At 36.5% G+C, this 19,799-nt stretch carries 18 protein-coding genes; 4 read left to right on the top strand and 14 right to left on the bottom strand.

The window, feature by feature from the left end; translation table 11 throughout:
• Positions 1–7 precede the first annotated feature (7 nt).
• From ACN6MX_RS01140 to ACN6MX_RS01125, 4 genes are all read right to left on the bottom strand, one after another.
• Positions 8–1,177 carry a mannitol-1-phosphate 5-dehydrogenase gene (locus ACN6MX_RS01140; RefSeq protein WP_419960857.1) on the bottom strand — a complete coding sequence of 390 codons (1,170 nt, stop codon included), beginning with the start codon at positions 1,175–1,177 and terminating at the stop codon, positions 8–10.
• Position 1,178: 1 nt separating this feature from the next.
• Positions 1,179–1,616, bottom strand: coding sequence for a PTS sugar transporter subunit IIA (locus ACN6MX_RS01135; RefSeq protein WP_419960856.1), 438 nt, complete (start codon positions 1,614–1,616; stop codon positions 1,179–1,181).
• Between the two features lie 15 nt (positions 1,617–1,631).
• Positions 1,632–3,734, bottom strand: coding sequence for a BglG family transcription antiterminator (locus ACN6MX_RS01130; protein WP_419960855.1), 2,103 nt, complete (start codon positions 3,732–3,734; stop codon positions 1,632–1,634).
• Between the two features lie 73 nt (positions 3,735–3,807).
• A complete protein-coding gene (locus tag ACN6MX_RS01125; RefSeq protein WP_419960854.1) occupies positions 3,808–5,244 on the bottom strand; it encodes a PTS mannitol transporter subunit IICB in 1,437 nt (478 codons plus the stop codon).
• 372 nt (positions 5,245–5,616) lie between these two features.
• On the opposite strand from ACN6MX_RS01125, the gene ACN6MX_RS01120 reads away from it, so the two are divergent.
• A complete protein-coding gene (locus tag ACN6MX_RS01120) occupies positions 5,617–6,426 on the top strand; it encodes an EcsC family protein (RefSeq protein WP_419960853.1) in 810 nt (269 codons plus the stop codon).
• 72 nt (positions 6,427–6,498) lie between these two features.
• Here ACN6MX_RS01120 and ACN6MX_RS01115 read toward each other — a convergent pair whose 3' ends face one another.
• From ACN6MX_RS01115 to ACN6MX_RS01095, 5 genes are all read right to left on the bottom strand, one after another.
• The gene (locus ACN6MX_RS01115) at positions 6,499–6,918 is read right to left on the bottom strand and encodes a pyridoxamine 5'-phosphate oxidase family protein (RefSeq protein ID WP_419960852.1); all 420 of its coding nucleotides are present in this window, start codon (positions 6,916–6,918) and stop codon (positions 6,499–6,501) included.
• Between the two features lie 70 nt (positions 6,919–6,988).
• Positions 6,989–7,861 carry a patatin-like phospholipase family protein gene (locus ACN6MX_RS01110; protein WP_419960851.1) on the bottom strand — a complete coding sequence of 291 codons (873 nt, stop codon included), beginning with the start codon at positions 7,859–7,861 and terminating at the stop codon, positions 6,989–6,991.
• 168 nt (positions 7,862–8,029) lie between these two features.
• Positions 8,030–8,197 carry a hypothetical protein gene (locus ACN6MX_RS01105; protein ID WP_419960850.1) on the bottom strand — a complete coding sequence of 56 codons (168 nt, stop codon included), beginning with the start codon at positions 8,195–8,197 and terminating at the stop codon, positions 8,030–8,032.
• 56 nt (positions 8,198–8,253) lie between these two features.
• Positions 8,254–9,339, bottom strand: coding sequence for a threonine aldolase family protein (locus ACN6MX_RS01100; protein WP_419960849.1), 1,086 nt, complete (start codon positions 9,337–9,339; stop codon positions 8,254–8,256).
• A gap of 68 nt (positions 9,340–9,407) precedes the next feature.
• Complete coding sequence (locus ACN6MX_RS01095) at positions 9,408–10,124, bottom strand: gamma-glutamyl-gamma-aminobutyrate hydrolase family protein (RefSeq protein ID WP_419960848.1); 717 nt, start codon at positions 10,122–10,124, stop codon at positions 9,408–9,410.
• A gap of 163 nt (positions 10,125–10,287) precedes the next feature.
• Here ACN6MX_RS01095 and ACN6MX_RS01090 point away from each other — a divergent pair, with 163 nt between their 5' ends.
• Together ACN6MX_RS01090 and ACN6MX_RS01085 are read left to right on the top strand one after the other, a co-directional pair.
• Complete coding sequence (locus ACN6MX_RS01090) at positions 10,288–11,166, top strand: SDR family oxidoreductase (RefSeq protein ID WP_419960847.1); 879 nt, start codon at positions 10,288–10,290, stop codon at positions 11,164–11,166.
• A 181-nt stretch (positions 11,167–11,347) separates the two neighbouring features.
• The gene (locus ACN6MX_RS01085) at positions 11,348–11,497 is read left to right on the top strand and encodes a YjcZ family sporulation protein (protein WP_419960846.1); all 150 of its coding nucleotides are present in this window, start codon (positions 11,348–11,350) and stop codon (positions 11,495–11,497) included.
• 194 nt (positions 11,498–11,691) lie between these two features.
• Here the strand turns inward: ACN6MX_RS01085 and ACN6MX_RS01080 are convergent, their stop codons facing one another.
• Both ACN6MX_RS01080 and ACN6MX_RS01075 read right to left on the bottom strand, forming a co-directional pair.
• Positions 11,692–12,534, bottom strand: coding sequence for an aldo/keto reductase (locus ACN6MX_RS01080; RefSeq protein WP_419962523.1), 843 nt, complete (start codon positions 12,532–12,534; stop codon positions 11,692–11,694).
• 15 nt (positions 12,535–12,549) lie between these two features.
• Positions 12,550–13,740 (bottom strand): MFS transporter, encoded by a 1,191-nt coding sequence (locus ACN6MX_RS01075; protein WP_419960845.1) that lies wholly within the window; start codon positions 13,738–13,740, stop codon positions 12,550–12,552.
• Positions 13,741–13,923: 183 nt separating this feature from the next.
• Here ACN6MX_RS01075 and ACN6MX_RS01070 point away from each other — a divergent pair, with 183 nt between their 5' ends.
• A complete protein-coding gene (locus ACN6MX_RS01070; RefSeq protein ID WP_419960844.1) occupies positions 13,924–14,289 on the top strand; it encodes a winged helix-turn-helix transcriptional regulator in 366 nt (121 codons plus the stop codon).
• Between the two features lie 805 nt (positions 14,290–15,094).
• Here the strand turns inward: ACN6MX_RS01070 and ACN6MX_RS01065 are convergent.
• From ACN6MX_RS01065 to ACN6MX_RS01055, 3 genes are all read right to left on the bottom strand, one after another.
• Positions 15,095–16,489 carry a SpoVR family protein gene (locus ACN6MX_RS01065; protein ID WP_419960843.1) on the bottom strand — a complete coding sequence of 465 codons (1,395 nt, stop codon included), beginning with the start codon at positions 16,487–16,489 and terminating at the stop codon, positions 15,095–15,097.
• Entirely contained in the window at positions 16,489–17,646 is a 1,158-nt protein-coding gene (yhbH, locus tag ACN6MX_RS01060; protein WP_419960842.1) for a sporulation protein YhbH, read from the bottom strand. Before yhbH ends, ACN6MX_RS01065 begins: the two co-directional genes overlap by 1 nt.
• 204 nt (positions 17,647–17,850) lie before the next feature.
• The gene (locus ACN6MX_RS01055; RefSeq protein ID WP_419960841.1) at positions 17,851–19,746 is read right to left on the bottom strand and encodes a PrkA family serine protein kinase; all 1,896 of its coding nucleotides are present in this window, start codon (positions 19,744–19,746) and stop codon (positions 17,851–17,853) included.
• Positions 19,747–19,799: the final 53 nt, after the last annotated feature.

The raw sequence follows: 19,799 nt of genomic DNA, 5'->3' as shown, positions 1-19,799 counted from the left end.
TACTCCCTTAAATTGGTTTTATTTTATTTAATGCCATTTCATCATATTGCTTATGAATCAATTCAAATAGATCCGCGCCTGGCTTCAAACTAGTTGTTTTTTCTATCGCAAATTGGATTCCTTTTTGTTCAATCATAGCTTGTATTTCATTTGCTTCTGGGTCCTCAGGGAAGTCATAATGTAAAGCTGCCGCTATCCCTCTAGCTAAGTATAAAGGATTTTCGTTGAACATTTCTACATATTTTGTCGCCGGACGAACAAGTCGATCATTATTTTTTAGCTTACGCATCGGTGAACGTCCTACTCTTGTTGTATCATCTGATATATACGGATTAGCAAAACGATTTATGATTTTTTGCACATATTCAGCATGCGTTTTTTCATCAAACGAGTAAGTTGCGGTTAGGTATCTGCTAGTCTCCTTCAAAACTTGCTCAATCATTCCTCTTATTTCCGTATTCGCAAGGGCTTCATGCATATTGCGAATTCCAGCTAAATAACCAAAGTAAGCAACAACAGCATGCCCTGTATTAACAGTGAACAATTTACGTTCAATAAACGGCTCCAGATCCTGAACAAATGTAACTCCATTTATTGGTGGATTGGTTCCCTTTATCTCTGACTCATCTACAACCCATTCGTAAAATGGTTCAACAGTTACTGATAATTTATCGGCGTTGTTTTGGTTTGGGACAATTCGATCCACTGCGGTGTTCGGGAAGCTAAAATACGTTTCGAATTGAACCTTCTCATCATTTGTTAGTTCTTCATATATCTTCTCTTTTAAGAAGGCACTACCACCAATCATATTTTCGCAAGCAATGATTGTTAAAGGGTTTTTCGATTGTTCTAGTCGTTTTTTCAATCCCGCAGCTATTAACCCAGCTATTAGGGGAAGTATATTAGGTCCTACTGCTGCAGTTACAATATCTGCTTTTGCTACCTCTTCAATGACAAGGTCCGGATCTTTTAAACTGTTAATCGCATGAACATTTTCAACGATTAGCTCTTCCCCAGATGCTTCAGCAAGCTTTACGGTGTACTGTTTCTTCTCATTCAATAAATTCACGATTTCTGCATTCACATCCACAAAACATGTTTTATATCCCGATTGGTGCAACAACAAACCGATAAATCCTCTACCTATATTTCCTGCTCCAAAATGAACAGCATTCATATTAGTTCACTCCTTCAAAAAAGGAAAGGACGTCCTTTGGTGAAGCTGCATTAACTATCTTTTCTACATTCTCTACCTCTGAAACAGTAATCGCAATATTAGATAGGATATCCAAGTGATCATTACCTTTACCGGCAATACCAAAAATCAGTTTCACTATATTACCATCTCCAAAATCTACACCATCTGGAACTTGAATAATAGTGATACCTGATTCCTTCACTTCTTTTTTGGCATCATCTGTACCATGTGGAATTGCAACAAAGTTCCCCATAAATGTTGATGTCATCTCTTCTCTTTCTAACATTTTTTCTATATAACCAGCTTCCACATATCCTTTGTCTACCAAAACTTGACCAGCTAAACGAATTGCTTCTTCCTTTGTTGCTAACTGTTGACTAAGTAAAATATTTTCTTCTGCTAAAATTGGTAATGTCATTGTAAAACGCCTCCATTAATTTAAATTTACTCTGATAAATGCTTCAAATTCTTCTGTTAAAAATGAATGAATTTGAGATTCATCACCTGTTTCAAATAATTGGGTACTTTGGTCATTTTGAATTATTAAAGTACTGATTAAACTTAGTACTTCTAAACCTGCTTTTAGAAGTGTTTCAGGTGAAAGTAATACGAGTAGTGTGTCCACTTTCACGTCATTTCCATCCATACCTTTTATCCAAATAGCCTGTTCAAGCTTGTGAATAGTGAAAGAGGGTTTTTGAATATATTCGTTGCGAGTATGGTATAGCGCAAGTTTTGTTCCTGGAATACCAATACCACCACTTTTTTCCCTCTCCAATAATGCTTCAACAACCATTTCCTTTTCTCCAATGATTTGTCTTTCCTCTAGCAACAAACAAATATTTTGCATATATTGCTTCACTGTAGATTGTTCTTTTAGCAACGAAATTCGAAAATTTCTTAAAACCTTTAGCATTACTCCTGAATACTCGTGTAGCTTTTCTATTTTTTCCGTTAATACGTCTACAGTTGTGTGACTTTCCTTTACTAGTGGATGGGCTTTTTGTATAAGCATTTTCCTTCTTGCATACAATTGAACTTGGTTAATCTCTTCTGTAGTTAAAAATGGGTTAACCACAATGTATTCTTTGTGAAAGTCCTGCAGGTAAATTGTCGAGATAATAAGATCCCTATCTGTGATAGTGGTGGCCAACTTATTTAGTTCAAATACGGAAATATTAGCTACTTCTGAAATGTCTTGAATTTCTCTTAGTAACCGCGATGCTAGCAATTTAGAAGTTCCAATTCCGCTGGAACAAATAATATATGCCTTTAGGTCTCCCTTACCTAATACCCCAATTAAGGCAGATCCAAAATGCATAACCAAATATCCAATTTCTTCATTCGGAATTATTAGTTTTGGAAAAACTTTTTGCGTGGCTGCCTTTACTTGTTCAAACAGATCCTTATAGTTCGTCTGAATTTCCTCTAGTAAAGGATTTACTATGCCCATATTTTGCTCGATACGATAAATGGCAGGCTTTAAATGGGTGACGAGTCCTTCCAAAAGGGATTCATTTTCCGATAAATGAAAGCTAGTTTGCCCTTCCATCTCCCGAATTAACTTCTTTGCTTGTCTATATAATTCTAAATTAGAAGACTCAACTAATACCCCTTCTTGTTGACGTAGTTTGGCCCCTTGAAGATGCATCGTTATATAACCAACTTCTGCTTCAGGAATATCCACCTGGAAACGGTCCATCAGCATATTGATAATTCTTTTAGCTGCAGGGTATTCTGGTTCTAGCGCTATTTGCTTTAAATATGCTTCATCAATTGTAATGTTTTCGCCAAGCAAAATACGTTCAATAGCCAAGGCAAGATGAACGATCAACCCTACGTAAGCACTATCCGTCATCGACAAAGAGAAGTCTGGGTATAGTTCCTTCATCGCCTCTTCAATCATTCCTAACTTCTCTCTATCGACAAGGTGCATTAATCTTTCGGAAATTGGGTCTTCATACTTGCTCGATTTTTGATGAATCTTTTCTTTAATTAAGGAGAATAGGCCTTCTTCTTTCAAGGTTTTAGATAGTGCGTAGCTTATCGCTCTACGTTTTGCATTTTCCGAACCCGACAACTCTACTCCGTACCCTCTTTTTTTCAAAATAGAAAGCTCGACAGGTTGTAGCTGTTCTTCTAGTTTCATTAAATCTGCACTGACTGTTGAAATCGATACTCCTAGATCCTTGGAAAGGGAAAAGAGCTTGACAGGTTCAGCTGATTCATACAAAATGCATAGGATTAATGTTAACCTTTCTTCCAATGTATATTCCCTCTGCGTGAACTTTTGAAGCTGTTGAACTAATTCTCGCTTTCTTTCTTCGTTCCCAATAATCTGAACACCGACTCCTGATTTTCTAATCAGCTCAAGCTGATAGGAATCTAAAATACTTTGGACATTATTTAAATCTCGTTGTATAGTTCGTGAACTCACATCGATTTTTTTAGATAATTCTTTAATCGTTATTTCTTCCTGCTCTACTATCAATGCTTCAATAATCATTTTTTCTCTGCTCGAAATAAATATGGTCAACACCTCATTCCTAACGATCCAAAATCATTGGCAAAACTCAGCCTATAAAATAGGCCGAGTTTCGGATGTGTCTTTATTTTTTTAGTTGATCAATTAGCTCATCATATTTCGGACTATTTAAGAAGTTTTCTACGGAAATATGATAGGCATTTGGCACCCGTTCCTTCGCACGGCTCGTCAAATCCTTATGCGTTATGATTACTTTTGCATCTGATGGAAGATTGCTAATAGCAGTATTCGTTACAGATACATCAAGACCTTCTTTTTTCATTTTATTTCTCAAAATAGAAGCTCCCATTGCACTTGATCCCATTCCCGCGTCACAAGCAAAGATAACACTTTTTATGCTTGAAAGGGAAGTTTCTTGAACTGAATCAACTGTTGCTGTCGTTTTAATAAATTCTGCAGCTCTACTTTCTTTCCCTTTAAGTGAAGAAGTTTTTTCCGTTGCTTTTTGTAAATCATCTTCCTCTATATCCTTAGACGTTTTAAGAATAATAGATGCGATTAGGAAGGATACTGCAGCTGCAACCAATACAGCTAATATGACTCCTATATGATTTCCTTTTGGAGTTAACGCTAATATTGAGAATATACTTCCTGGTGATGGTGCTGCCACTAGGCCTGCATTGAATAATTGCAATGTAAAGATACCAGAAGCTCCACCAGCAATAGCTGCTACAAGTAAAAATGGCTTCATCAAAATATAAGGGAAGTAAATTTCATGAATCCCACCTAGGAAGTGAATAATTACTGCTCCAGGCGCCGTTTGTTTAGCTGCTCCTTTTCCAAAGAACATGAATGCTAGCAAAATACCAAGACCAGGTCCTGGGTTTGACTCCAATAAGAACAGCATGGACTTACCTGCTTCTGCAGCTTGCTCAATCCCCAATGGTCCTAATATCCCGTGATTAATAGCATTATTTAAGAATAATACTTTTGCAGGTTCTATGAAAATACTTGCAAGAGGTAATAGGTTTGCATCAAAAATGAATTGAACTCCAGCTGCAAGGAAATCAGTTAATGCGTTAACTGCTGGACCTATTAGTTTGTATGCAACCAGTGTTAGGAATCCACCGATAATACCTGCTGAAAAATTATTTACGAGCATTTCAAATCCAGCTTTTATCTTTCCTTCTACTAGCTTATCAAATTGTTTGATAGCCCATCCACCTAAAGGCCCTACAATCATCGCCCCAAGGAACATTGGGATTTCTGCTCCAACAATTACCCCCATCGTTACAGTTGCACCAACTACACCACCTCGAATACCGTGAACAAGTCTACCACCAGTAAAACCAATTAATATTGGCAGTAAATAATTGATCATCGGACCTACTAGCTCTGCAAAGCCTTCATTAGGAATCCAGCCAGTCGGAATAAATAAAGCAGTAATAAGACCCCAAGCAATAAATGCACCGATATTCGGCATAATCATGCCACTTAAAAAGCTACCAAAACGCTGTACTTTAACCTTGAACCCAGATTGTTCTTGTAGTTCTGTATTCATTTTTGCATTCCCCCTTATTTGTTTTTTAAAGTTTCTTATTGGTTATCATATTAAAGCGTTTACATTTATTATTCAATGAAATGTAAACGCTATCATGGCGTCTTTGTTCACGCCAAAATTGAACTTGATTGGTTGTCATAATTCTAGAACTAATGATTTCACTTCGGATTTTTAGTACTAGAAAGGAAATTACGCTAAAAGATGACCCGTCCTTTAAGGTCAAAACCTGTTTCTAACTTTTTCAAAGGGCTTCCCAGTTTCCACTGGATATTTTTAATTACTATTCTTTAAAAAAGGTTTTTACATGATAGTATCTTCCAACGAAACTATATTGGCGGAAGAACGTATTAATAAAAAGAGGTGGTTTAAGTAATGGTTGATTCACAAGAGTGGTTACAAACTGAGTTAGTAAAAGTAGAGACTTGGGAGAAGGATCAGGGTGACCTATGGTTTTGGGAAAAACTTGGTCGATTGCCTTTTAAACTAATGGATAAATGGACTCCAAAATTTATTCAAACAAAAATGGGATCGTTAATCGATGAGCTTGGTCAATATGTCCAAACAGGTGGCAGTTATTTAAGTTCAACATCGAAGATCAAATCCTATTTTCCAAATTTGGGAATTGAAAATATGGAAGACGTGAACGGTTTGTCTATTTCAACAATGGACAAGGCTGTAGAAGGAATAACGAAAAACAGAAAAAATATAGCTACCGTTCAAGGTGCTGGGACAGGTATTGGAGGTATCTTTACATTGTCCATTGATATTCCTTTCCTATTAGGCTTACAGCTGAAGACGTTACAGGATATTGCCATTTGTTATGGTTATGATCCAAATGACAAAAAGGAACGATTATTTATTATTAAATGTCTTCAATTTATTTCATCAGATATTGTAGGAAAACAAGTTATTTTGTCTCAGTTATCTAAGTTTGACCAGCAAGACGAAGGGACAAAACGTGAGGTTTTATCGGAGATCCAGGGTTGGCGTGAAGTAGTATTATCTTACAGAGATCAGTTCGGATGGAAAAAGCTATTTCAAATGGTTCCAATTGCAGGACTCGTTTTTGGTGCTTTTATTAATCGTTCGGCGATTAATGATATTGCAGAAGCTGGGATGATGCTTTATCGAAAAAGAAGAATTGTGGAAAGATTAAGCAAAGATAGTATCTTGATAAGCTAGATTCATTAAAACAGCAGTAAAAGAGACCTAACTTAATATCAGTAAGGTCTCCGTAAAATAGAGAGAAGTGCTTTAAAGTTGTATAACTTGAGGTTCCTCTCCTTTTGTATTCATCAATCGCATTTTTGTAGGGGTAACTTTTAAGATTAAGAGGTCTGAATCCTCCGGGCCATCGAACCAACCTTTGAGTGCCTTGTTCCACACCTTTTCTTTCATATTCTCGTCATCTGACTCAATGACTGTTCCTTCAATTTCCAAAAAACTATCCCCAAATCCATGTCCATCATACCCTAAGAGAATATGTGTATTTGGATTAAGCTTTAACTCTTCTGCTTTGTGTGTTTTCTTACTAGTCACAGTATATAGTGTGAAATTATCATTAAAGAAAGTCATATATCTAGAATGTGGTTTATTGTGCTGAACTGTTGCCATCGTACCAACCATATTTTTATCTAAGATTTTTAATGCTTCTTCTTTTGCAGTCTTTGCCATGAATAAACCTCTCCTTTTAGTATATCCTCTTTCTTATTATTCCTTTATCTTTTCAAATTAAACATTCTATTTACCAGGTTTTCAAAAATTGAATGGCACGACTTCGACCCTTTTCCAGCAATTCGTTTTTCATTTTTTCACTCAGATCAAACTGAGTTGCTTCGTAATCCTCCACCGGAATAAAAATTATATTCTTTTCAATTTTTCGTGAAATATATTTTTCATCATGTGCATTCTTCATTGTCGAAAATAATGCTTCAAATAAGCTTAAGCCATTTTTTATTTTACGAGGTTCCATTTCTTCTGATTTACTACTTAGCTTTATGCCTACTATCGGTCTCTTCTTGTTTCCATTGTCAAAAATCCACATTGGAAAATTACTTAACACACCACCATCCACAATAATCGTTTCAGAGGAGGTAACCTTCAATTTGACAGGTTCAAAGAAAAAAGGAATTCCACAGCTCATTCGGAGAGCGCGTGCTATTGGAAAACTAGACGCCGATATCCCGTAACGCTCTAAGTCATCTGGAAGCACCATCATCTTACCGTTTGTAAGATCCGAAGCGACTAACTTCAGTGAACCTGGCTCGATGTCCGAAAAGGTATATACTCCCTTTAAGGCAAGCTTTTCTAAAAACCAATTTTCGAGAGCCTTTCCTTGATATAATCCTAGCCGCCAATATAGATTTATCCACTTCATAAATGGCAATGGTAGAATTGTTTTTCGGGGATCTAAAAGAGTTAATGTATCTAGTTCGTTTAATAACTCTTCTATTTCTTTACTGGTAAAACCAGCGGCTATAAAACTAGCAAGGATAGCACCTGCACTAGTGCCTGCTACTCGCTTGAATCGATATCCTTTTTCCTCTAACACTTGATAGGCCCCTACTAATGCGAAGCCCTTTAGTCCACCTCCTGAAAAAACACCGTCGATTAACAAATTACCATCCCCTTTTTTCTAGCTGTTGTTACACTGTAAGAAATAAAAGGGAAAAATAGAACTGCAATTTATTTTTAATCTAGTATTGAATTATGAGAAAACTAAAAAACCCACTCCAAAACGATAATTGTTTTGTGAATGGGTATACTAATAGGTATGTTGTCATTATTATTTTTCTTCATTATTAGAATTAAATTTTTCTTTGATTTCGTCATTTTTCTTTTTCTGACTCTTATTATTTTGTACATATACATCTAAATCATCTGGACTAACATCATATCCGAAACCAAATTCTTCACGGTCTAATGAGTTATTCTTGTTGTTTTTCTTCGACATGAAATTTCACCTCCATGAAGAATAATGTGTGTAAGTTATTTAGTTTTATTCATCCATTATTTTAGCTTAACTTGAAGTAATTGAAATACTTCCCGTAATTTATCTCTTGGTATGGAATTGTATTGATCTCCGACACTAACCTCAAAACTGACGCTAGATTGGTTTGTTTGTCTGAGATAACTTGTCAAACCTATACCTGTTTTGTAGTAAATTTCTTCAAGTACTGCTTCTAACTGCTCCTTTGGCCAAGCGATATGTACATGAAACATATTAGATACGGGAACAGCTGGTTTAGTTTGGATGGAAGGGCATGAATTAAATAAAGCTGCTAATTCTATCGCATCTTCGTAATATTGCTCCATTTTCGAAATTCTCTTATCAAAATAATAATCGGCACTTATAATGTACGGATACAGGCTTATTAAATCTCCACCATGACGACGCTTCCAGACTTTCGATTGTTGTGTAAACTCTTTGCCACCCGCAAGAATAGCACCAGCTAGTCCACCAATTCCTTTATAAAATGAAATATATACACTATCAAAAAGACTACCAATCTCTGCAGCCGATTTCTGATAGTACGGAAGAATTTCAAAAAGTCTTGCTCCGTCTAAATGCAATCGAATTCCTTTTTCCTTGCAATACTCAGAGATTTTTACAATAGTTTGGTAGTCAGGAAGCTTTCCACCAATTTCTCGCTGAGGAAGTTCTAATAATAGGCAGGCAATTTCCTCTTCTAAATTTTGGACATCCTCTAATTCTATCAAGCCTGCTTCTTCACCCAATAAGATTGTTTCGATATAATGCAATTCTTTTAAGCCATCTTCTTCATGGATTTCTAGATGACTTAGTGGATGGTACGCTACTTTCTTAACCCCTTTTTCGTCGCACCAAATTCGTAAGGCTATTTGTTGAGCCATTGTACCACTTGGGAAAAACACGGCAGATTCCTTCCCTAAATATGTGGCCATCTTTTCTTGAAATGCCTCAATAATCTTCCCATTGCCGTATATATCACTTTCTTGCTGTCGATCTACCTGATCAAATGCTTCTTTAAGAACCTGTATATCTCTTTTACCATTTCCAGCTATTTGATACTTCGTTTGTTTAAATGCTTCCACTAAGGAAATATTTTCTGTCATCTTCTTCGCCTCCCGATATTTAGGAATTATCTATTTATTTTATCATTTCAGGAAGCAAAGTATTAATATTATTTATTCTTACGCTTTAAAGCAGCATCTATATAGGCTTTAAAAATACGTTTTGAAGGCTCATCTCCATCAATAGCAAATTCTTCGGGGTGCCATTGAAAGCCAAATACGAAACTATGGTCCTTACTTTCTAGACACTCAATTATTCCATCCGTCGCTTTCGCAATTATTTCCAAGCCTTTCCCAACTTTATTGACCGCTTGGTGATGAAATGAGTTTACTTTAAATTCTTCCTCCTGTAGTAAGTCATAAAGTCGATTACCTTTTTCCAGTTTTACTGGATGTGATCTATGCGTTCGAATTGCCTTTTGTAAATGCTGCATTACCGGTTCTTCCCGCTGCGAGTGAATAGATTGATAAAGTGATCCACCCTGGACAATATTTAACATATGTAAACCACGACATACTCCAATGTAGGGTTTGTCTAGCTCCAACATTTTTCGAATAAGTTTAAATTCCATTTCATCTAATTGGGGTGTAATCTGCTTTAAATGCACATGAGGAACTTCATTGTAATAACTTGGATCAATATCCTCTCCTCCTGTAACAAAAAGGCCATCTAACCGTTTACTCAATTCATCTATGTCTTCCTCTGGTACTAGAGGGATTAATATAGGAATTCCACCGGCTTGTATAATGGCATTCGCATAAACTGGTGGCATAAAATAACAGCCATCTTCTAGAACTTCTGTAGTGATTCCTATTATTGGTTTCATTTGTATTCTCCGCTCTTCTCTCTAATAAGTATATTCTCCTAATATATACCCGCTTCCAAATTTTTAAAAACGTAATGAACTATTCCGACAAATCATGAATTTACGTTTGTTTTTATGTTGGGAGGGAATAAATAAAACAACTAAGTTCAAGGAGGAATTGATAATGACAGACAAGTACGAAAAAATAGACAAAAAAGTTCCAGGTCAAACTCAGCAGCAGCAACCAGGGATTGAAGCGGAAATGACTCCAGAACCTATTTTTGATGACCAAAATTATAAGGGGTCTGGTAAATTAAAAGATAAAGTAGCTATAGTTACTGGTGGTGATAGTGGAATAGGACGGGCAGTTTCTATTGCATTTGCTAAAGAAGGCGCAAATGTAGCTATTGTTTACTTAGACGAAAATGAACAACAGGATGCGGATAAAACAGCAAAATTAATAGAGAAATATGGTGGAAAAGCATTATCCATCAAAACTGATTTAAGTGATGATGAGAACTGTCAGCAAGCAGTAGAGCAAGTGATTCAGGAATTTGGACAGCTGAATGTGTTAGTTAATAATGCAGGAAAACAGTTTCCAACGGACGATTTTCTAGCAATTACACCAGATCAATTGCAGGAAACCTTCTCTACAAACATTTTTTCTATGTTTTATTTATCCCAAGCCGCACTTTCTCATATGAAGAAAGGTGATACGATTATCAATACTTCCTCCATCACAGCCTACAATGGGTCACCTGGCTTAATCGACTACTCTGCAACTAAAGGAGCTATAACATCCTTTACTCGTTCCTTAGCGCTAAACTTAATTGAAAAAGGAATTAGAGTAAATGCAGTGGCTCCTGGCCCCATTTGGACGCCACTTATCCCAGCTACATTTGATAAAGAAAAGGTGAAACAACATGGATCAGATACTCCAATCGGTCGTCGGGGACAGCCAGCAGAGAATGCTCCAGCCTATGTATTTTTAGCATCCACTGATTCCAGTTATATGACTGGTCAAACGATCCATGTAGATGGTGGGGATTTTGTAGGTTCTTAATTTAAATAATTCATCGTAGAAAATGCTCAGAGTTTTTGCTCTGAGCATTTTCTAATGTATTCAGAATACCTATAATCTGTGGTTCATTTATTTTAAAATACATTTTTTTACCTTGAAGCCCTGATAATATTTATTTTTATTAATACTCTAACAATATCACAGGAAAGAAGGGATGATTAATATGTCTGGAAATGAAGAGGTTGGAGGAACTGGTGGATACGGATACGGTTCCGGTTTTACACTTATTGTGGTTTTGTTTATATTGCTTATTGTAGTTGGGGCTGCTTTTGTTGATGGCGGCGGTTACGGTGGCAATGGTTATCAATGTTAATCGCAAGGTGACTTGGGCAAACTTCTAGTGAAAAGCTAAAATGTTGCGTATTGCAAGTAAAGGGTACTAAATCGCAAGATCAGCCTGAAGAATCACGCTATTTAACTAAAAATTTTATTCGTTTATGCAAAAAACGAGATTCTATTATGGTAGAATCTCGTTTTTATTATATGCGTTTAGATTTTATAATTAAATTAAAAATCAAAGTTATCTGGATCTGGTCCTACTCGGTGATTTTTATTCAAAAGATCGATTAGATTCATGTCTTCTCTTGTTAATTCAAAATCAAACACATTTGAATTTTCTATAATTCGATGTTCCTTCGTAGACTTTGGAATTGTAATAACATCATTTTGAAGATCCCAGCGCACGATAATTTGTGCTACAGATTTTCCATACTTAGATGCTATTTCTTGAAGTTCTTCATTGTCGAGTAATTGTCCTGCCATTAGGGGTGACCATGCCTCTAATTGAATATTATGCTTCCTACAGAATTTTTGTAATTCTTTTTGTGTCAAACGCGGATGATATTCCACTTGGTTTATCATTGGTTTAATTTCAGAGTCTTTCATTAAGTCGTCTAGATGATGCATTTGAAAATTACTTACACCAATCGCTTTTACACGCCCCTCTTTGTATAGTGTTTCTAGAGCCTTCCACGCTTCTTTATACTTCCCTTCCACTGGCCAATGAATCAAGTATAAATCTAAATATTCTAGTCCAAGTTTAGCTAAACTTTCTTCATAGGCTGCAATTGTTTCTTCATAACCTAACTCGGAATTCCATACTTTTGAAGTAATAAAAAGATTCTCTCTTGCAATATCCCCTTCTTCTATACCTTTTTGGATTCCTTGCCCAACTCCTACTTCATTTTCATAAATTGCTGCTGTATCGATGCTACGGTATCCATGCTTTATAGCATTTTTCACTGCATCTATTAACTCTTGTCCATCCTCTACTCTAAATACTCCAAGCCCTAATAAAGGCATTTCCACACCATTGTGTAGTGTTTTTATAGATTGTAAGTTTTTCATAATAATTTCCTCCATCTGTTAATAATTATGTTGGTCTTTTCTCTCCAACCTTTTACTAATACCAGTTAATATTGCTGCAATCATTACCATTATCGACCCAATCCACGCAGTGTGGATGAGACCGATAGAATCAGCGACAATTCCTCCTAAATAAGAGCCAATCGCAATACCAGCGTTAAAAGCAGCAATATTCATAGCAGAAGCAACGTCAACCGCACTTGGTACAAAGCGCTCGGCTAACATTACGACATATACTTGCAGTCCTGGAACATTCATAAATGCAAATACTCCCATTAAAATAATCGTTATTAATCCTACAACTTTAAAAGGAGCAGTAAACGTTAATAGCAGGAGTATAATCGCTTGAATAATAAACATATAAAAAAGTGAGCCAATAGGGTTTTTATTGGAAAGCTTTCCACCAATCATGTTCCCAACTGCAATTGCAATCCCATAAACAAGCAATATTATTGCAATTGTTCCTTGTTCGAATCCTGTTACAGACTGAAGCAATGGGGATAAATACGTGAACACGACAAATGTTCCACCATAACCAAGTGCTGTAATTATAAAGACTAATAACAATCTACTATTTGTTACAAGCTTTACTTGAACTTGTAGCGAGGTCCATGTGCCTTTTTTTAAATCTGAAGGGATTAGTATGCTGTTTGCTATAAATCCAATGATGCCTATCACGACAATTGCAACAAAAGCGAAACGCCAACCTAACTGTTGTCCAAGGAATGTACCAAAAGGAACTCCTGTAATAGTTGCGACCGTTAAGCCTGTAAACATGATAGAGATTGCGCTAGCTCTTCTGTTTTCTGGTACTAAATCAGCAGCTATCGTTGAACCGATAGACATAAAAACACCATGTGAAAATGCAGAAATGACACGTGCAATTAAAAGCACTGTTACACTTGTTGCACTAGCAGCAATTCCGTTACCTATAATGAACACAATCATTATCCAAAGTAGTAAGGATTTGCGCGGCATCCTTGAAGTAAGAGATGTTAAAACTGGTGCACCCACTGTTACACCAAGGGCATACAATGAAACCGTCAATCCTGCTGTTGTCAAAGATATATTCAAGTCTTTAGATATTAGTGGCAATAGCCCGACACTGACAAATTCAGTCGTTCCTATTGCAAACGCACTTACTGCTAATGCCAATAATGCAAACATACTTCTCTTTTTATCTAAAGTCATTATTTCTCAACCTTCCTCGAATGCGGGATAAATAAATTCCGCGAGACCAAAATATATTGTAAATCTACCCGCAAATGTTATTATGATTCAAAGAGATTAAAAAGAAAAGTACGCACTTTAAAGTAATATAGGTACTATAAAGTTCTATAGATACTTTTAAGTACCTATTAAAGGAGAAATAGTATGAAACAAAAAAAATATAATATATCTGTAGAAGCAACATTGGAGGTCATTGGCGGTAAATGGAAATGCGTCATATTATGCCATTTAACACACGGAAAAAAACGCACGAGTGAATTAAAGAGGCTTATGCCTGAGATAACTCAAAAAATGTTAACGCAGCAACTTAGAGAGTTAGAGGGAGATGGTGTTATTAATAGGATTGTCTATAACCAGGTTCCGCCAAAAGTAGAATATGAACTGAGCGATTATGGGAAAAGTCTTGAAAGTATTTTAAGTGCGCTTTGTGCATGGGGAGATGTGCATATAACAAAAGTATACGGAGATAAGTTTTCTGTTTTAGAGGATAGCATTTTGAACAAAGCTTAAAATAAACTAAGAGCAACTGGGCAAAAAAATACCCGGTCCTTTAAGGTCAAAACCCCTTGTATCTATCGTTTTCGAAGGGCTTTGGACAGACGTTTTGCTATAGAATTACCGAGTGAATTTTTAGCGAGTAAGCTCACGAAGATACAATTTCGTTCGCCATTTCACTTCTTTATTCGATAATTACTGACTATCTTTCTTTATTTCCACTAATAAAAGGAAAATTTTCTGCCATCATCTATCATTGAATTACAGTATTTCTACTTCATCAGCGATTACTAATCATTTTATCCCTACATTAACTGGAGTTAATCTTATTATCTAAGCGATATGCTTTGCCAAATCTTCTCATGTAGTACTACCCACTAATTGATTCTAGTGAAAGGTGGCGACTCCGGCGGGAACAGCGCGAGCTGAAGACCCCGTTTATGGGAGGAAGGCTAAGAGCACCACATCGTGTGGCAAAGCCTTCATGACCAACATCCTGTTGGCCCGAGGCTGAAGCCATGCCCTCGGAAAGCGCCAACCTGAAACTAAAATCATAGGATTGTTTGTTCTCTTAAGTTTCATGAATCCAGTATTCATAGGACATTTTTATATATTTTCTTAATCTTTGAGAAAATACGGGCAAATATATACCCGGCCCTTTAAGTTCAAAACCTGTTTCTATCGCTTTCGCATGAAACGAAAATCGGCAACCTTGCTATATTTTTAAAAATACCAGGAACATTTGGTTCACTGAATGATATTCCATATACTTTGTCTCATAAAAAATGAGATTCTCGCATAGAGAATCCCATTCTTTACCTTACATATTGATTTTCGAAACTTTTTTTCCGTCAAAAGTATATAAAACCTGTTTTCCATCTACGACAGTTTCCATATGGATTGTTCGCCCCCATAACTGATGGATATACGGCAGAACATTTTCCAAATAATGAGGATCTAGTTCCGTTCCTTCATACCCATGCTGCAAATATAACTCCCCAAGTCTCATATAGTCTCCGTTCTCTACTACGATATAAGGAAAGCTTCCATTTACTCGCATCGACACAAGCTGATCGCGGACATTTTCATAATCCTTATCTGTTATTTCATAGTTGCCATTCTTCTTTTCAAATAAATATAAATCTTCCCGTTTCACCAAGTCCTTAGTTAAGTAATTTCGAATAAAAGAAATATCTGATTCTATCTCTCTTACTTCAAACATTTTCTCTCTACCGGAATTAGTTTCAATTCCCAAATCTTTCATTTCATTTGTTGGGTTATTATATCTCTTTTCTATATCCTCGAAAATTTTTACACCTAAATAATATGGATTGATGCCAGTTTTAGAAGGCTGCACTACATTGGCATTTAACTTAGCAAATTCAATTGTTTCATCACTCGTTAAATCCATTTCTCTTAATATACGTTGGTGCCAATAGGACGCCCAGCCTTCGTTCATAATCTTCGTCTCTAATTGTGGCCAAAAGTAGAGCATTTCCTCTCGCATCATCGTTAAAATATCGCGTTGCCATTCCTCTAACTCACTGCTATATTCCTCTATAAAAAGGAGCAGGTCTTTTTCGGGTTTCGGAGGGAATTTTTTTCGATAAGGAAGCACCAATCTTGACTTATCTTCTTGATGATCCAAATTCCATAGATCATCATAAGCTGTTTTTCGTACGACTTCTACTTCGTCCTCATCCTCATAAACCGGCAATTTAGGTCTCATAATGGATGGATCGATGTGCTCTTGGATAGCTAAAACCGCATCTAAAAAACTTTCAACCTCTTCTTTTCCATATAGCATCTCATAGGCTGCAATTCGTTCTGCGGTTGCAGTCATACTTTCCACCATATCTCTTCGTGTATTAGAGAAACGGACATTATGTTTGAAAAAATCACAATGAGCGAGTACATGCGCAATAATCAGCTTATTTTGTATGAGGCTATTTGTGTCCAATAAAAATGCGTAGCATGGATCTGAATTAATCACTAATTCGTAAATCTGACTTAGTCCAAAATCATATTGCATTTTCATCTTGTGAAATTGTTTTCCAAAACTCCAATGGGCAAAACGTGTGGGCATACCGTACGCACCGAATGTATAAATGATATCCGCAGGGCAAATCTCATATCTCATCGGATACGTGTCGAGACCAAATGCTGTGGCGATTTCGGTAATTTCCGCAATGGCATGTTGTAGTTTTCTCTCCATTACTTGGCTCCCTTTTGAAAAATACTCTTCAGCGCTTCGTAAACGTCTTGATTTTCTTTTAAGACATAGTATCTAAACTTTGGATTTTCAATATTTTTATAGGTGTTCATTAAGGTGGAATATCTACTATGAGCGTTTACTTCGCCATAGCCAAAAATACTGGAAACCGCCATTAGTTCGTTCACTAGTTGAATACATTTCACATTATCACTGGTCATATTCTCTCCATCCGAAAAATGGACAGGGTAGATATTATACCGAGAAGGGCTATACTTCTCCTGAATGAGTTCTAGCGCTTTCATATATGCCGAGGAGCAAATCGTGCCTCCACTTTCACCTTTTGAAAAAAACGCTTCTTCCGATACAACTTTTGCTTCTGTGTGATGGGCAATAAATTCAATTTCCACCGTTTCATACTGGGAGCGTAAAAACCTTGTCATCCAGAAAAAAAAACTTCTTGCACAATACTTTTCAAAGTTCCCCATCGATCCACTTGTGTCCATCATTGCTAACACAACTGCCTTCGATTCTGGTTTTACTACTTCATCCCATGTTTTAAAGCGCAGGTCATCTTGGTGGATTGGCATTATTTCTGCCTTCCCTTTCATTGCATTTCGTTTAATAGCAGTCATAATCGTACGCTTTTTATCAATATTACCCATTAGACCTTTTTTCCGTATATCGTTGAATGTAATATGTTCAGTTGTAATTTCCGCTTGTTCTTTTTCTTCTAAATTAGGCAATTCCATTTCATTAAAAAGCTCTTGCTCTATTTCTGCAATAGATATCTCGGCTTCATAATAGTCTTGACCTGCCTGATCACCTGCTTGTTTTCCTTGCCCCGCTTTTCCCTGTTCATCTCCTGAGCCTTTTGCAATAACATCTCCTACTTGACTATCCCCATCACCTTGCCCAATATGTTTGGATGAATCATAGTTATACCTTATTTTATATTCATCTAGTGAGCGAATCGGGATTTTAATGACTTCTCGTCCATTAGACATAATGATATTTTCTTCACTGATCAAATCGGGCAAGTTGTTTTGAATCGCTTCCTTCACTTTCTCCATATGTCGTTGTTGGTCTTGGTGTCCTTTTCGGTGCAATGACCAATTTTCCTGCGATACGACAAATTGTTTTGTTTCTTTATTCTCCATTTTTCTCAACACCTACCTATTTTTTATCATATGCCCGTTTGTCATTCTTATTGCAGATGTAAACCAAAAATGTAGAGATTGATGTTATGAACTGATAAGAAAAAAGGCATCCAAATACCGAATAACCGGTTATGGAATTGCCTTTTTCTTTATTAATCATTCGGCTATGTTATTCGTCCATTCTTATAACTATTGCATTTACTTCTATCGATTTAGTAAACTACCAACATATTTCAATAGCTCATTGGCTGATGTGGAGTTGTATCCATGTTCATCTATTAATCTTGCCACTACTTCATTTACTTTCTTCAAATGAGCTTCGTCTGGTGTCTTCGCTGAAGTCGTAATTTTCACGACATCCTTTAAATCAGCAAATAATTTCTTTTGGATGGCTTCACGTAGACGCTCATGCGAATTATATTCAAAACGTTTTCCTTTTCTTGCATATGCCGATAATCGAATGAGTATTTCTTCTCGAAATGCTTTTTTCGCATTTTCAGAAATACCGATTTGTTCTTCAATGGAGCGCATTAGCTTCTCATCTGGGTTCATCTCTTCCCCAGTCAGTGGGTCTCTCATTTTGTTTTTATTGCAGAAAGCCTCGACATTATCTAAATAATTATTCATCAGTGTAATCGCTGACTCTTCATATGAATAAACAAATGCTTTTTGTACTTCTTTCTTTGCAATTTCATCGTATTCTTTGCGAGCGATTGCTATATAATTCAAGTATTTTTCTTTGTCTTCATCAGAGATGGATGCGTGCTGATCCAACCCTTCCTTTAAAGAACGCAGCACATCTAGGGCATTAATCGACGGAATTTCTTTACGAATAATCGCTGAAGAAATACGGTTGATCACGTAACGTGGATCAATTCCGTTCATTCCTTCGTTTTGAGATTCTTTCTTCAATTCCTCCACATCGATGTCGTTAAAGCCTTCCACATTTTCTCCATCATACAGGCGCATTTTTTTGACGAGATCTATTCCTGTTTTTTTAGGAATTTCGAGCCTCGTTAGTACGGAAAAAATTGCAGCAGCCCTTAGTGCATGTGGAGCAATATGAACATGTGTCATATCACTTTCTCTAATCATCTTTTCATATATCCGTTCTTCTTGGCTGACCTTTAGGTTATAAGGGATTGGCATGACAATAATACGTGAATGTAACGCTTCATTTTTTTTATTGGCTATAAATGACCGGTACTCGGTTTCATTGGTATGGGCTACGATTAATTCGTCTGCACTGATCAATGCAAAGCGACCTGCCTTAAAATTTCCTTCCTGGGTTAACGATAATAAATGCCAAAGAAATTTTTCATCTAGTTTCAGCATTTCTTGGAACTCCATCATTCCTCTATTCGCTTTATTGAGCTCCCCATCAAAGCGATATGCACGTGGATCTGATTCTGAACCATATTCCGCTATTGTTGAAAAGTCTATAGAGCCTGTTAAATCAGCGATATCTTGGGATTTAGGGTCGGATGGTGTAAAGGTTCCAATTCCCACACGTTTATCTTCTGAGAAGAAAATCCGCTCTACTATGACATCTTCTACTCGCCCACCATATTCCTTTTCAAGCCTCATCGAGTTTAAAGGGGACAAACTTCCTTCAATGCGAATTCCATATTCATCATAGAAGTCTTCTCGTAAATGCTGAGGGATTAAATGCAGAGGATCCTCATGCATTGGACAGCCTTTTATAGCGTATACCGCGCCTTCGTCTGTACGAGAATATTGTTCAAACCCTCGTTTAAGTAGTGTAACAATTGTAGACTTTCCTCCACTCACTGGTCCCATTAACAATAAAATTCGTTTTCGTACATCTAATCTTCTAGCTGCAGGATGAAAATATTCTTCCACTAGCCGCTCTAGTGATTCCTCTAATCCAAAAATCTCATTTTGAAAAAATGTAAATTGTTTTTTGTTTTCTTGTTCATTAAGCCCTGCATTTTTTATCATGCTATAAACCCGTGCATGTGCCGTTTGGGCAACCTCTGGACGTTCCTTCACAATCGCTAAAAATTCTTCAAACGTACCTTCCCACTTGAGCTGGTTCTCTTCTTCTCGATAATTTCTTACTTTGTTTAAAATGTCCATGTTTCCCTCCATTCATGGGAGTAGTTTATACATAGTATGAAGTTTTAGAAATT

Origin of the sequence: Psychrobacillus sp. BM2 (assembly GCF_048572895.1) — a bacterium.
Classification (GTDB): Bacteria; Bacillota; Bacilli; order Bacillales_A; family Planococcaceae; genus Psychrobacillus.
This window is presented reverse-complemented; position numbering and strand designations above follow the sequence as displayed.

What these genes read in the sequence shown, in the direction of transcription:
- ACN6MX_RS01140 (WP_419960857.1), bottom strand. Translation starts at nt 1,177, where the DNA reads ATGAATGCTGTTCATTTTGGAGCAGGAAATATAGGTAGAGGATTTATC.
- ACN6MX_RS01135 (WP_419960856.1), bottom strand. Translation starts at nt 1,616, where the DNA reads ATGACATTACCAATTTTAGCAGAAGAAAATATTTTACTTAGTCAACAG.
- ACN6MX_RS01125 (WP_419960854.1), bottom strand. Translation starts at nt 5,244, where the DNA reads ATGAATACAGAACTACAAGAACAATCTGGGTTCAAGGTTAAAGTACAG.
- ACN6MX_RS01120 (WP_419960853.1), top strand. Translation starts at nt 5,617, where the DNA reads ATGGTTGATTCACAAGAGTGGTTACAAACTGAGTTAGTAAAAGTAGAG.
- ACN6MX_RS01115 (WP_419960852.1), bottom strand. Translation starts at nt 6,918, where the DNA reads ATGGCAAAGACTGCAAAAGAAGAAGCATTAAAAATCTTAGATAAAAAT.
- ACN6MX_RS01105 (WP_419960850.1), bottom strand. Translation starts at nt 8,197, where the DNA reads ATGTCGAAGAAAAACAACAAGAATAACTCATTAGACCGTGAAGAATTT.
- ACN6MX_RS01100 (WP_419960849.1), bottom strand. Translation starts at nt 9,339, where the DNA reads ATGACAGAAAATATTTCCTTAGTGGAAGCATTTAAACAAACGAAGTAT.
- ACN6MX_RS01095 (WP_419960848.1), bottom strand. Translation starts at nt 10,124, where the DNA reads ATGAAACCAATAATAGGAATCACTACAGAAGTTCTAGAAGATGGCTGT.
- ACN6MX_RS01090 (WP_419960847.1), top strand. Translation starts at nt 10,288, where the DNA reads ATGACAGACAAGTACGAAAAAATAGACAAAAAAGTTCCAGGTCAAACT.
- ACN6MX_RS01085 (WP_419960846.1), top strand. Translation starts at nt 11,348, where the DNA reads ATGTCTGGAAATGAAGAGGTTGGAGGAACTGGTGGATACGGATACGGT.
- ACN6MX_RS01075 (WP_419960845.1), bottom strand. Translation starts at nt 13,740, where the DNA reads ATGACTTTAGATAAAAAGAGAAGTATGTTTGCATTATTGGCATTAGCA.
- ACN6MX_RS01070 (WP_419960844.1), top strand. Translation starts at nt 13,924, where the DNA reads ATGAAACAAAAAAAATATAATATATCTGTAGAAGCAACATTGGAGGTC.
- ACN6MX_RS01065 (WP_419960843.1), bottom strand. Translation starts at nt 16,489, where the DNA reads ATGGAGAGAAAACTACAACATGCCATTGCGGAAATTACCGAAATCGCC.
- yhbH (WP_419960842.1), bottom strand. Translation starts at nt 17,646, where the DNA reads ATGGAGAATAAAGAAACAAAACAATTTGTCGTATCGCAGGAAAATTGG.
- ACN6MX_RS01055 (WP_419960841.1), bottom strand. Translation starts at nt 19,746, where the DNA reads ATGGACATTTTAAACAAAGTAAGAAATTATCGAGAAGAAGAGAACCAG.